The organism is Acinetobacter entericus, from assembly GCF_026168575.1.
In the GTDB taxonomy this organism is placed as follows: Bacteria; Pseudomonadota; Gammaproteobacteria; order Pseudomonadales; family Moraxellaceae; genus Acinetobacter; species Acinetobacter bouvetii.
On record NZ_JAPEQW010000010.1, the window covers coordinates 112,975 to 126,766 of the forward strand.

Genomic DNA, 13,792 nt, shown 5'->3' on the forward strand with positions numbered 1-13,792 from the left:
CTAATGTGTGGGGGGTGGGAAATCAAATTGAGTGAATTCTGTCTGCCGTGAAGTTTCACGCCAAACCGATAAAAATTCAGCATGCTGCGGTAAAGCCTGCAGGTACTGGATGGTGCTTTGCACCAGATGCTGATGATCAGTCAATTGCAGCTGGCCTTTCAGCAGCAGCCAGCGCAGGTAAATCAGCCATGTATTCAGCACATCGCCTTCACAGTAGCTGGTCAACGCCTGCCACTGCTGCCCGCGCACATATTCAGGCACACGGTAAGCGCCGTCACCGCGCTTGCCGGGAAAACCGAGCAAATGCGCTGCATCATCCAGCTTCATGAAGTGGCGGCCATGAAACATGGCCATAGCATCCATTAAATCGACATGGCGCTGGTGATAGCGGTTCTGATAGTTATTATAGCGCTTTTGCGTATCAATCTCGCCCTGATCGAATAAACTTGGCGCAGAAAGGCCATGATACATGGCGCGGAAAAGAATCACCGGCAAATCAAATTGCGAACCATTCCAACTGATTAACGTTGGATGGCGCTTGTCAAAGATCGATAAAAATTTTGTTAAAATTTCCGCTTCCGAATCATGCTCACGGCTGAATGAAAACATTTTCATGCCATGTTCATCCAGCCACAGCCCGGAAATACAGACAATTTCATGCAAAGGCAGGCGCTGAAAATCCGTACCGGATTCCTGACGGCGCAATTTAGCCAATGCGCTGTTCAAATCTGCTTCGGGCAAATCCAGACCGTACAAATGCGCCCCAGACTTCACATCGGTTAATGTTTCGATATCAAAAGTTAAAACAGGTAAACGCATAAGCACTCACAAAAGCCTGAAATTAATCGGCATCAACTACAGAAAATAAGCCCGTAGACAGGTAACGGTCGCCACGGTCGCAAACAATGCAGACAATCACAGCTTCAGGATTTTCTTCCGCCAGCTTAATGGAGGCCCAGACTGCGCCGCCTGAAGAGGTTCCCGCACTGACGCCTTCAGCGCGCGCCAATTTGCGTGCTGTTTTTTCCGCTTCAATTTGCGGAATATCCATAATGCGGTCTACACGCGACGGGTCAAAAATTGTCGGCAAATACTCTTTCGGCCAGCGGCGGATGCCGGCAATATTTGAACCTTCAGAAGGCTGCAGGCCGACAATTTGAATATCCGGATTTTGTTCTTTGAGGTATTTTGAAATACCCATGATTGTCCCCGTGGTGCCCATCGCGCTGACAAAATGAGTGATTCTGCCGCCGGTCTGCTGCCAAATTTCTGGACCCGTCGTCAAATAATGCGCTTCTGAGTTGTCTGGATTGCCAAATTGATTCAATACAAGGCCTACGCCATCCTGCTGCATTTGCGCCGCCATATCACGCGCCTCTTCCATGCTGGAGGATTCTATAAGCTCTGCGCCATAGGCGCGCATCGCGTCTTTACGCTCTTGGCTGGAGTTTGCCGGCATAATCAGCTTCATCCGATAGCCGCGCATGGCTGCCACCATCGCCAGCGCAATCCCTGTATTTCCGCTCGTCGCTTCAATCAGCGTGTCACCCGGCTTAATTTGCCCGCGTTTTTCCGCCTGCATGATCATATTGTAGGCTGGCCGGTCTTTGACAGAACCCGCAGGATTGTTGCCTTCCAGCTTAACCAATACTGTTGCTTGAGTGTGACTTGCCAGACGCTGCAGACGCACCAAAGGAGTCTTTCCTACATAGTGGTCTAACAAAAAATCGTCTGCTTGGAAATCAGGGGATGTGTTACTCATTATTCGCACCTATATCGAGGTGCGCCTATTGTATGAAAAAATGACTTTTCCTGCACCCATTTGAAATGGCTTTTTCGCGAAAGTGATTAAAGCGCAGTCAGTTTCAAATAATCCATGCTAATATGCGGTGCATAAGGAATAAACTGCTTGCATCATGTCAAATATCAACAAAAAGCTTTTTAAACGCCTACACTTAAACCATGCTTATGGACAATTGATTGCATTGATTTTCGTGCCGATTACCATTTTGGCATGCGTAGGTGCAGCTTTGGTATTGACTGAAACGTCCAATGCGGCCAAAGCGCAGCAGCGGCAAATGGCGATTGCCATTTTAACCCGCTACCAGCCGACTGCAGAAAGCGCGCTAAATTTGCTGATTCACTATCCATGGCAATTTGATCAGGCCCGTTTCAGCATGCAGAACATGCTGAATGAAAAGCATCTGAACCGTTCAGCTATTGTGGACAGCAAAGGCATGAACCGTCTGAACATTGGCCCTGAAGGGCAAGAAACCTGGCCCAAAATTGATTCCAAAGCCCGTTTTATCGGCCCGATTAAATTCAACAGCAGCAATGTCTACGCCGCTAAAATCAGTGATGAAACCAATACCCCCTATTGGCTGATGGTCGAGCTGGACAATCAGCCTTTGGAAATTGCGCATTACCGCGTTTTAATTGTTTTGGTTGCGACTGGGCTGCTGACCCTGCTGCTGCTTTTGCTCTGCTTAAACTTCTATTCACGGCGCTGGATTGCGCCTATGTACGAAATCCGCATGCAGCTGCAGCGCTTAAACGCCGATACCTTGGATCAGCACATGATCATTAACAGTACCGGCGAACTGCGCCTGCTGCAGCGCGACATTGCCAATGTGGTGAAACGCCTGCATTTCAGCTTTTTGGAATTGCGCGAGCATACTGAACAGACTGAAGATGACTTGCGCAGAACCTTAGATACTTTAGAAGTTCAAAATATTACCTACCGCCAGGCCCGTGACCAAGCGATTCATGCCAACCAGTCCAAGTCCGTATTTTTGGCGAATATTTCGCATGAGCTGCGCACGCCGCTGAACAGCATTGATGGCTTTATTCACCTGCTGCTGCGCCAAGGCAACCTCAGCAATGAACAAAACCTGTATTTGCAAACCATCCGCAAGTCTTCTGCGCATTTATTGGCGCTGATCAATGATGTTTTGGATTTTTCCAAAATTGATGCCGGCAAACTGGAGCTGGAAACCGCTCCGTTTGACCTAGAAGAAGCGGTATTTGATGTCATGGATATGCTGTCGCCGCTGGCGGCGCAAAAGCACATCAACATGACCTTCTATTATGCTGACAATGTGCCGAAACATGTCATTGGCGACGCTTTGCGCTTTAAGCAGATTTTGACCAACTTAATTTCCAATGCCATCAAATTTACACCTGACGGTGAAATTATTGTCCGCGTGCGCATCGAACATGATGATATTGAACAATGCCTGCTGCATTTCAGCGTACAGGACAGCGGCATTGGCCTCAGCGGCACAGACCGCAAGAAGCTGTTTGAATCGTTCTCGCAGGGCGACGCCTCAGTGACCCGCCAATTTGGCGGCACGGGCTTGGGCTTAGCCATTTCCAAACAGCTGGTCAGCCTGATGCACGGCCAGATTGGCTTTGAAGACAACCAAGAGCGCGCGCCGACTGAAAAAGGCTCAACCTTCTGGTTTACGGCAATGTTTACCGTGAATGAAGAAGAAGAAAATCCGCTGCCTCAATTCAGCAATACCCAAGTGGTGTCTTATTTAGCCCACCCGGCCACTGCTAATGTACTGCGCCATTATTTAGAAAATTATGATGTGCAGCATATTGAAGCGCAGTCCATTTTAGATTTGTTCAGCCGGCTGAACCAGCTGCGCCATGCTGAAAATACGTGGCTGATCGTCGATCACAGCGGTGACACTGAAGCCATGCTGAAGGAAATCCGCAGCCGCTATACAGGCCATTTAGCCGTATACGGCTATCAGATGCTGCTTGATCCAGGCATGCTGACCGAATACCGCGCGCGCCCGCTGCACCAGCCGCTGAGCCGCAGCGCGTTGATTCAATTGCTTGGCAATGAAGCTGTATTTGACGAAAATGAGCACGAAGACTTTAATGGTCAAGGCCTGCATATTTTAGCCGTCGATGATCATCTGCCCAACCTGATTGTGTTAGAAGCGCTGCTGTCTGAGCTGAATGTCACCACAACCAAAGCGCTAAGCGGGCAGGAAGCCATCGAAATCATCCAATCGCGCTATGAACAGGAGCTGAAAGCCTTTGACTTAGTCTTCATGGATATTCAAATGCCAGTCATGTCTGGCGTTGACACCACCCGCGCCATCCGCTCACTGGAATCAACCTTTGAAAATCATAAGCGCCTGCCGATTATTGCCCTAACCGCGCATGCGCTGTCAGATGAAAAGAAAAAACTGCTGCAGGTGGGTATGGATGACTATGTCACCAAGCCAATTCAAATGGAGCAGATCATCCAGATCCTCACTCACTGGACGACCGAAAACTTCAAAAAAGTGCCGATTTTAGAGCGCACTGCGGTGATTGATGCGCTTGACCCCAATATTTTAGACTGGCAGCAAAGCCTTCATTTGGCCGCCAATAAAGAAGATTTGGCGACTGATTTACTGAAAATGCTGAATGACAGTTTCGATCAGGAGCTGCGTGAAATCGAGCAGCTGATTGAACTAGAAGACTATCCACAGCTCGAGCATGTGCTGCACCGCCTGTACGGCGCAACACGCTACGTCGGCGCTCCGGCGCTGCAGGACGCGACGGGCGGTTTTGAGCAGTTCGTATCAACTTTACGCAAAGAACGCCGCAAGGCGGATGATGCTTTTGTGCAGGAAGTCCTCAACCGTTTAGACGAGCTGAAAAATGTGATTGCTCAAGTCCAGCATGCGTCCCTGCAGATTTTAAATAAACCTGAACCCTAAAGCATGCGCTGATGCCTGGCTTTATCTGCGCAGTGACTATGCAACCTGCAATTTGTGACTGTGCTGTCATGAATAGAATAAAGCCTCATGCTATGCTCAAAGCAAGTCAAAAATAAGAGTTTTTAAGCATGGCACTGGTTAAACTGGAAAAAAGCAACGGCATTGCAACGGTCACTTTAAACCGCCCCGATAAGCGCAATGCAATGAGTTTCGCATTATTGAAAGAACTGGTGCGTATTGCCGATTTAATCAAAAAAGACCGTTCCATCCGCTGTGTCATTTTGACCGGTGAAGCGCAGGTCTTCAGCGCAGGCATTGACCTCACCGACCTAAACAACCCTAAAAATACCGCTTATGCCGCTTGGGAACTGATTAAACCGGGCCAAAGCCTCTTTCAAAAAGCATTTTTAGTTTGGCAGGAATTGCCCGTTCCTGTGATTGCCGCCATTGAAGGTTTTTGTTTTGGCGCAGGCATGCAGCTGGCGCTGGCTGCGGATATCCGCATTGCGCATCCCAGCACGCAAATGTCCATTATGGAAAGCCGCTGGGGACTCGTGCCGGATATGGGACTTACCCGCTCCATTAAAGGCATCATTGGATTGGATTTAGCCAAAGAGCTGACACTGACTGCGCGTATTTTTGATGCCCGCTATGCCAAAGACATTGGCTTAGTGACTCACCTGAATGAATCGCCGCTGACGCAAGCGCAGGCTTTAGCTGCAGAAATGCTGAACCGTTCTCCTGATGCGCTGGCTGCAGTCAAGCGCGTATTGGATGCCATGGAGCATTCTCCCAATAAATCCCTGCGCTTGGAAAAAATCTGGCAGCTGAAACTGCTGCTGGGCAAAAACAGCAAGCTTGCGCGCAAAAAGGACAAGAACCCAGACGTTCAATTTTTACCGCGCCAGTATCGATAAGCTCAAACAGCGCACAGAACAAACAGCATAAATCAGCGGAATCAAATCCTCTGCTGATTTGAAATTGAGGATAGGCAGAGGGACAGCATGAGTTTTGACCGCAGCAGCAAAATTGCATTTTTAGGCATGGGCCTGATGGGCAGCCGCATGGCCGCCCGTTTAATTCAGGCGGGTTTTGACGTTGCCGTATGGAACCGCACCGCCAGCGCGTGCGATGAACTGATCGATATGGGCGCGGCTCAGCTTGCGCTGAAGGATATTGGAGCATATCCGGTTATTCTGACCTGTCTGGCGGATGATGCGGCAGCTGCTTCCGTGTATGCGCACATTGAGCCCTTCTTGAAAGCACAACAGGTTATTGCCGATTTTTCCAGTCTGTCCGTTTCACAAACCCATCAATTGGCAGAGCAGGCAAAACAGAAAAAAGTCATCTGGATTGATGCTCCCGTCTCTGGCGGCACAGCGGGCGCAGAGCAAGGCACTTTAGTCATTTTTGCCGGCGGCCATGCGCAAACCATTCAAGATTTAACTTTAATATATAATGTGCTGTCGCAGCGCGTGACCCGCATGGGCGGTACAGGCACAGGACAAGCGACTAAAATCTGCAACCAGCTGATTGTTGCAGCCAACAGCGCCTTAATTGCTGAAGCCGTTGCTTTGGCAGAACAAGCTGGCGTAAATACAGCCTTACTCGCCCCAGCGCTGGCTGGCGGATTTGCCGATTCAAAACCTTTTCAAATTTTAGCCCCCCGCATGGCGTCCCATACATTTGAGCCTGTGCAGTGGAAAGTGCAAACACTTTCTAAAGACTTGAATAATGCGGTTCAGCTGGCAGCATCGCATCAGCTGAGAATTCCTGTTGCCGAGCTGGCGCTGCGGCAGCTGCAAAATCATCAGGCGAATGGTTTTGCGGAAAAAGATCTATCCACGGTCATTCAGCATGTAGAACAGCGCGAATCCTGATAAGCTGAATTTATACCGCCGTTGCGCAAGGAGCCCTGCATGATCAAACTCGCCGTTAATCTCTCGATGATTTTTACCGAAGTGCCGCTGATTGAGCGTTTTGCCTTAGCGCGCGCTCAGGGATTTGATCATGTCGAAATTCAGTTTCCTTATGAATTGAGCATTGAACAGATTCAAACTCAGCTGACAGTGCATAATTTAGGCCTTTGCTTAATCAATGTGCCTGCCGGAGATCTCATGCAGGGCGGCAATGGATTGGCTGGCATTCCCGGCAAAGAAATAGCATTCCATCAGGCCGCGGAGCAAGCCATCGCCTATGCCAAAGCGCTGCAGGTTCCAAGTGTCAATATACTGGCTGGCAAGCAGCCGCACGATGCGGATTTGCTCCCCTGCCTCAACACCCTTGCATCCAATCTGAAAATGGCCTGCCAGATGTTCAGCTCGCATGGTATTCGGCCAGTATTTGAAATGATTAACGGCACCGATATGCCGCGTTTTTTGATACAAAATATCGCGCAGGCGCAAGAGATTCTTGAAGCCGTCAGACACCCGGCCCTGAAGATGCAGTATGACTGTTACCATATGGCCATGATGGGTGAAGATGTCTTGGAAGGCTTGCAAGAAAACATTGATTCTATTGGACATATCCAGTTTGCGGACTGCCCGGCGCGCCACGAGCCAGATACCGGGAAAATCGATTATGCGGCAATATTCAGCTGGCTGAAGCAAAGCCCCTATGCAGGCTATACCGCTGCGGAATACCGCCCGAGCCAAGCCTCCGAAAAAACTTTTGCGTGGAAAGACAAATACTTTGCATAAATTCTTTGGTCAAAATATAGCTCTGATTTGAAATTCAGCGCTAAAACCGCTATATTAGAGCATGAATAATTGTCAGGAAATCAGACCCTCCATGAATTTAGAACCATCGCCCAGCGCTTCTAATTCTCACGATCTAACTCTTAATACCCAAAAGAAAGACGTACAGGCTTGCCTTGAAGTTGTACGTGAAGCACTTGCAGATGTAAAAGCAAAAGAAATTGTTGAACTTGATGTCAGCTCAATCAGTAATGTATCAGACGCAATCGTGATTGCCAGCGGTACATCTACCCGCCATATCAAATCTCTTGCAGACAATGTTGCTGAAGAAGCCCGTAAAGCTGGCTTCCGTCCTATTGGTGTTGAAGGCGAACGTGATGCTGAGTGGATTCTGATTGACCTCGGTTTTGTTGTTGTGCACGTGATGCTGCCGGCAGCGCGAAAATTCTATGATTTGGAAAGCCTTTGGCGCGCAGCTCCTGAGTCTGTCGCTTAAGCAGCAAATCTAAAAAAAGCGGTCAATCATGACCGCTTTTTTTATTGCCGGCTATTTACAGCAGCTGATGCAAATCCACATCAGGATAAAGGGACTTAATTTTCAGCTTGCTTTGCGCATACACCTGATCTGCGCGCATGGGCCCATAGAATTCGCAAAAAATTTCATAAACTGCAGTAATAATAAATGCATAGCTGGATATCGGCAGTGAAGCTGCAAATTCTGGACTGCCAAGCGCCTCATTGGAATGCTGTGCAAATCCTTTCTGCCTCAGCTGCTGCTGAATTTCCTGCTCAAAATCGGTCAAATCTTTCACGGCAACAGCATCCAGCACAAAAGCAATAAACTGGCTGAAAGCATCAATAAGTTCAACAGAAATCAATTCATCTTCAACAGCAGGCTTGGCTTGCTGCACGCCCTGCAGCAGTTCTTGTTTTTCCATTTCAGATAACGCTTGAAGCACCTTGCGCAGCATGTCCTTGCGGGAATGGCGCAACTCTTCAGTCGTACAAATTTCACTGAGAAAACGGTTTAAAACAAATGCCGGCTTTCCGCTGTATTGCTGCTCCCAATGCGCTAAAGCCCGATCCAGCATTGTGCCATTGAAATATTGCTGCAAACCGCGCTCAATGGCTTGGCGGCGCTGCATCAGATTTAAAATTTCACTGCTCATACTGTTCCCCCTTCAAAATAGCGCTTGGTTTAATGACGCTGGGTCATGCCATCAGTTTCAAAAGTGACATCTTTTTGAAATTCAGGATAAGACAGCTCTGCATGTTCGGTGTAATCCAGCCCGCGCTGTTCATACTGTTTGCTGACCCGCAGCCCGCCCAGCACTTTGTCCAGCACTTTAAAAACAATAAAGGCAACACCAAAGCCCCAAAGGAAAGCTGCCATGACACCCAAGCATTGAATTGAAATCACGGCACTATTAAACATCTTGTTTTCAAGAAAAATACCGGCTGCAATAGTGCCCCAAGCACCGCAAAAACCATGCACAGCAACTGCATCCACCACATCATCAATTTTAAATTTTTCCATCAGTACCGGTACAACAGTCACCAGCAATCCGGCAATTAAGCCTGTGCAAATGGCGAAAACAGGCGTCATGCTGGCGCAGCCAGCAGTAATTGCCACAAGGCCGCCTAAAGAGGCATTAATGGTGCTGCGGATTAAAACCGCTTTTTTGCGGATCAGGCAAATCGCCATATAGGCTGCAGCCCCCGCGCAGGCCGCCAGATGGGTATTCAGCGCAATGCGCCCAATGCTGACATTGGCTTGAATGGTTGAGCCTGCGTTAAAGCCGAACCAAGCCAGCCACAAGACAAAACCGCCCAAAGCAACTAATGTCAAATTATGCCCTGGCAAATAGTGGCTTTTTCCATCTCGGCCAAAACGGCCTAAACGGGGGCCCAGAACAATCAGGCCGGCCAGCGCCACCCAGCCGCCAATCGAATGAACCACCGTCGAACCGGCAAAATCGATAAAGCCCAGCGCTTTCAGCCACCCCTCTCCGCCAAATAAACTGCCCCACGCCCAGCTGCCGAAGACTGGATAAATTAAGCCGCTCACAATCGTCGCGCTCACCACATAAGCCACAAAGTGAATACGCTCTGCCATTGCGCCGCTGGCAATCGTGGTCGCGGTAGCCGCAAACATCATTTGGAAAAACAGCAAATTCCAATTCCAATCATCTAAATTATTCGGCGCAAAATGACTTTGCCCAAAAAAACCGCTGTGATTGATACCGAACATAATGCCAAAGCCGGCCAGCCAAAACACCAATCCGCCTAGACACGTATCCATATAGTTTTTCATCAGAACATTGACGGTATTTTTACTGCGGACGGAACCGCTTTCAATTAAGGCAAATCCAGCCTGCATGAAAAATACTAAAATACCGCCTAAAATGACCCAGACACTATCCAGCGAAATGCGGATTTCCTGAATATTTGCAGCTGTATTCTCTGCAGCCATCGCTGGCGCTGCAAATATGATGCATAGCCCCATTAAAATTGCTTTTACTTTCATAAATGATCCCCCCGGAATAATTCATTTTTAGCAAAAACGATGCCATATAATCATTGAAACAGTTGCATGCCCCTGCAAAGCCGATGCAAGGCCTTGCCGTTCATGATGTTTCAGCTATAAATAAATGCCGTATCCAAATTTATAAATTTTATTTTCCCTCTATTCTTTCATTTTTTCAGGATGAACTCTTGCTCAGCCGGTATGCAGTGCACCAAATACGGCCTCTGAAAATGCATAACACCCCGTCTTGAAAACAAAGTTAAAAACACCCGAAATAAAAAACCGCCCAAAGGCGGTTTAACTCTCCCTAAATCCCGCTTGATAAAAGCGGGATTTGAAGGCACTGCATCAGTGCCCGCCGCCATTAATGGCTTTGGTCATGTCTTCCACAACTTTTTTCGCATCACCGAAAATCATCATGGTTTTTTCGTTATAGAACAAGTCATTATCAAGGCCCGCATAACCTGTCGCCATAGAGCGCTTGATCACCATAATGGTCCGCGCTTTGTGCGCTTCCAAGATCGGCATGCCGTAAATTGGCGATGTCGGATCATCTTTGGCTGCAGGGTTTACCACGTCATTCGCGCCAATCACAAGCACCACATCTGTTGCAGGGAAGTCTGAGTTGATCTCATCCATCTCTAAAATGTCTTCATAGGCAACGTCTGCTTCAGCCAAAAGTACGTTCATATGGCCCGGCATACGGCCAGCAACTGGGTGAATCGCAAAGCGCACTTTTACGCCTTGTTCTTTCAGAATTTCACACAGCTCTTTGACCGCATTTTGCGCACGGCCTTGCGCCATGCCGTACCCCGGCACAATCACAACGCTGTCCGCATTTGACATCAGGAAGCCTGCGTCATCTGCAGAACCTGAACGGTGGTTGCGCTGCGCTTGTTCGCCTTTGTCCGCAGAAGCAACCGCTGTACCGCCCATGGCGCCACCAAACAGCACATTGATGATGGAACGGTTCATGGCCTTACACATGATGTAAGACAGAATCGCGCCTGAAGAACCCACCAGTGAACCCGCAACAATCAGCATATTATTTTCAAGCGTGAAACCGATCCCTGCTGCTGCCCAGCCTGAGAACGAGTTCAAGAGCGATACCACAACTGGCATATCGCCGCCGCCAACTGGCGCAATCCATACCCAGCCAAATGCCAGTGCAAGCACAGTCATAGCCCAGAATGCATTCATATTGCCTGTCGTGAAGAAGTAAACACCGCACACCAGCATTGCAAGGAAAATCAAAGCTTGAACAGGTTTTACCCAGCCGCCGGAAATGGTTTTCGCCCATTTTTTGGCAGCCAGTTTGCCGTAAGCAAATACCGAAGCAGTGAAGGTAATTGCACCAACGAAACAGCCCACAAACAATTCAAATAAATGAACTTTGCTCATGTGTGCATGCTCAACGCCTGCAGCTGTTAACGCAGCTTCATTTTGAGCAAATAAAGCAGTCAATTGGTTGTTGTGCAGAATCGCAGCAATGGCAATCAGAACTGCCGCCAGACCCACTAAAGAGTGCATAAGCGCTACAGTTTCCGGCATTTGCGTCATTGGCACAGTCCGCGCGCGGGCAATGCCCACCACAGCACCCAAGACCATCGCGCCGCCAATCATCCAAACAACAGGATGATCCGCCACAAAGAATGTCGTGATCACAGCAATCGCCATAGCGATCATGCCGTAGCGGTTCCCTTGAATGGCGGTTTTAGGGCCAGATAAACCGCGTAAAGTCAGAATGAAAAGTACGGCGCCAATCAGGTAGAACCAATCCGCATAGTCTCGAATAAATTCCATGTCTTAGCCCTCTTTTTTCTTTTGCTTCGGCTTGAACATTTCAAGCATGCGCGCTGTAACTGCGAAACCGCCGAAAATATTGATGCTTGCCAAAAATACAGCGACTGCACCCAATACGCTAACAACATTAATGCTTTGAAATTGTACGTTCGCTTCAACCAAGCCTGGAATGCCCACAGTCTGCAGCATTGCACCAACCACAATGATCGAAGACAGCGCATTGGTTACTGCCATAAGCGGTGTATGCAATGCAGGCGTAACGCCCCAAACAACGTAGTAACCAACGAAGATGGCTAAGACGAAAATAGTAATAGTTTCAACCATGATGACTCTCCTTAACCGCGCTTCAGCAGAACTTGGCCGCTATGAGTTACTAGAAGGGCTTTTTGAATTTCTTCTTCTGGATTAATCGCGAAGTTTTTATCCGCATCAAACAGCGTGTCTAAGAAATTAAAAACGTTGCGCGCATACAGTGCCGACGCTTCTGTCGCCACGGTAGACGGCAAATTCGGAATGCCCAAAATTTTCACGCCATTTTCAGTAAATACGGTCTCGCCGCATTTTGAGCCTTCAACGTTGCCGCCGGTTTCGACCGCCATATCTAAAATGACTGAGCCCGGTTTCATTTTGGCAACGGTTTCCGCTTTAATCAGACGCGGCGCATCGCGGCCCGGCAGCAATGCCGTGGTAATCACGATATCGGCATTGGATACCGCTTTATCCACAATGATTGCTTGATCACGGATATAGTCTTCACCCGGCATCCAGCCATAGCCATTTTTAGCGGCATCGGCAGCTTTTTGCTGTTCTTCTGCCGACATTGGCACATCCAGCCATTTGCCGCCTAAAGATTCAACCTGATCACGCGCTGTAGGACGCAAATCGGTTGCTTCGACGACTGCACCTAAACGCTTAGCCGTTGCAATCGCTTGCAGGCCAGCAACACCGACGCCCATAATCACCACGCGCGCAGGCTTCACGGTACCGGCAGCGGTCATCAGCATTGGGAACATGCGCTGATACTCAGCCCCTGCCAAAAGCACAGACTTATAGCCAGACAAGTTAGCCTGAGACGACAGTACGTCCATATTTTGCGCGCGGGATAGCGTCCTCGGCAAAAGCTCCAACGCAAATGCAGACACTTGCTGAGCAGCAAATTTGTCCAACTCGGGATTGCGGTATGGGTCAAACATTGCGATGACTGAACTGCTTGGCGCAAGCTTCTGAATTTCCTCACCTTGCGGTGCACGGACTTTCAAAATAATTTGACTGCCAGCATAAGCGTCATCTGTAATTTTGGCGCCAACCTGTTCATAAGCGCTATCGATGTAGGCCGCTTTTACACCGGCGCCACGTTCAATAACCACATTATGACCAGCGCTGATCAACTTCTTTACTGTCTCTGGCGTCGCAGCGACGCGATTTTCACCGACAACAGTTTCGGCTGGAATTCCGATCTGCATGAGCGTTCCTCAAGCTAATTTTTCTTAAGCAAGCACCGAAAAAACCGGCGCCTCCCCTCAGGTGTGTTCTTGTTGAATTTTTGGATTCTAATTGAACTTTTTTAAATTACCACCCAATATTTATTTAATAAATACCCATATTTTGAACTGATGATTCATAAAAATTATGATGCGATATAACACTTATTCATTTTTATTTTTAATGGTATGAATCTTTTTTATACCATTTTTGAAGTTTTGAACGATGCATTGGGTATTTTTTTACCAATTTTGGAACGGTTTGTTTGCTGCTGTCTGCCTGATTGATGATTCTGACAAATTTTCCATGGGTGAAACACGCTAGCCCTATCAGCAGAAATGCATGGAATGCCTGCCCCATTCAGCCTATTCAAATGCCCCCAGTTGCGGTATTGGCTTAAGTGACAATAAGCAGGCCTTTTCTGCAAACACGGCATGACTGAAATTTTGGAATGTTCTGTCAATGTGGCCCGCGGCATTCAGCAGCGCAGATTTTTCAAAAATTCTGCATTTGGGATGTTTTATATTCATTTTCCTTATACACCTTAAGTCTAATTAGAT

General features: G+C 48.2%; 12 protein-coding genes. 5 read left to right on the plus strand and 7 right to left on the minus strand.

What is annotated here, in order from left to right; genetic code table 11:
• On the minus strand, positions 1-819 hold the full coding sequence (locus tag OKC24_RS09855; RefSeq protein ID WP_130146186.1) for a 3'-5' exonuclease: 819 nt from the start codon (positions 817-819) through the stop codon (positions 1-3).
• Between the two features lie 22 nt (positions 820-841).
• Complete coding sequence (gene cysM, locus OKC24_RS09860; RefSeq protein WP_130146184.1) at positions 842-1,762, minus strand: cysteine synthase CysM; 921 nt, start codon at positions 1,760-1,762, stop codon at positions 842-844.
• A gap of 154 nt (positions 1,763-1,916) precedes the next feature.
• Here cysM and OKC24_RS09865 point away from each other — a divergent pair, with 154 nt between their 5' ends.
• From OKC24_RS09865 to rsfS, 5 genes are all read left to right on the plus strand, one after another.
• A complete protein-coding gene (locus OKC24_RS09865) occupies positions 1,917-4,724 on the plus strand; it encodes a GacS-like sensor histidine kinase (RefSeq protein WP_130146182.1) in 2,808 nt (935 codons plus the stop codon).
• A gap of 128 nt (positions 4,725-4,852) precedes the next feature.
• Positions 4,853-5,641, plus strand: a complete 789-nt coding sequence (locus OKC24_RS09870) for a crotonase/enoyl-CoA hydratase family protein (protein ID WP_131276825.1) — start codon at positions 4,853-4,855, stop codon at positions 5,639-5,641.
• Between the two features lie 87 nt (positions 5,642-5,728).
• Positions 5,729-6,604: an NAD(P)-dependent oxidoreductase gene (locus tag OKC24_RS09875; protein ID WP_130146178.1), complete on the plus strand. Its 876-nt coding sequence runs from the start codon at positions 5,729-5,731 to the stop codon at positions 6,602-6,604.
• A gap of 39 nt (positions 6,605-6,643) precedes the next feature.
• A complete protein-coding gene (locus tag OKC24_RS09880) occupies positions 6,644-7,423 on the plus strand; it encodes a hydroxypyruvate isomerase family protein (RefSeq protein WP_130146176.1) in 780 nt (259 codons plus the stop codon).
• Between the two features lie 91 nt (positions 7,424-7,514).
• Positions 7,515-7,916, plus strand: a complete 402-nt coding sequence (rsfS, locus tag OKC24_RS09885) for a ribosome silencing factor (RefSeq protein ID WP_130146174.1) — start codon at positions 7,515-7,517, stop codon at positions 7,914-7,916.
• A gap of 55 nt (positions 7,917-7,971) precedes the next feature.
• Here rsfS and OKC24_RS09890 read toward each other — a convergent pair whose 3' ends face one another.
• From OKC24_RS09890 to OKC24_RS09910, 5 genes are all read right to left on the minus strand, one after another.
• Positions 7,972-8,589 (minus strand): hypothetical protein, encoded by a 618-nt coding sequence (locus tag OKC24_RS09890; protein ID WP_130146172.1) that lies wholly within the window; start codon positions 8,587-8,589, stop codon positions 7,972-7,974.
• A gap of 29 nt (positions 8,590-8,618) precedes the next feature.
• Complete coding sequence (locus OKC24_RS09895; RefSeq protein ID WP_265465023.1) at positions 8,619-9,926, minus strand: ammonium transporter; 1,308 nt, start codon at positions 9,924-9,926, stop codon at positions 8,619-8,621.
• Between the two features lie 369 nt (positions 9,927-10,295).
• On the minus strand, positions 10,296-11,750 hold the full coding sequence (locus OKC24_RS09900) for an NAD(P)(+) transhydrogenase (Re/Si-specific) subunit beta (RefSeq protein ID WP_130146168.1): 1,455 nt from the start codon (positions 11,748-11,750) through the stop codon (positions 10,296-10,298).
• Between the two features lie 3 nt (positions 11,751-11,753).
• Positions 11,754-12,074: a proton-translocating transhydrogenase family protein gene (locus OKC24_RS09905; RefSeq protein ID WP_005012553.1), complete on the minus strand. Its 321-nt coding sequence runs from the start codon at positions 12,072-12,074 to the stop codon at positions 11,754-11,756.
• Positions 12,075-12,085: 11 nt separating this feature from the next.
• The gene (locus OKC24_RS09910) at positions 12,086-13,213 is read right to left on the minus strand and encodes a Re/Si-specific NAD(P)(+) transhydrogenase subunit alpha (protein ID WP_131276831.1); all 1,128 of its coding nucleotides are present in this window, start codon (positions 13,211-13,213) and stop codon (positions 12,086-12,088) included.
• Positions 13,214-13,792: the final 579 nt, after the last annotated feature.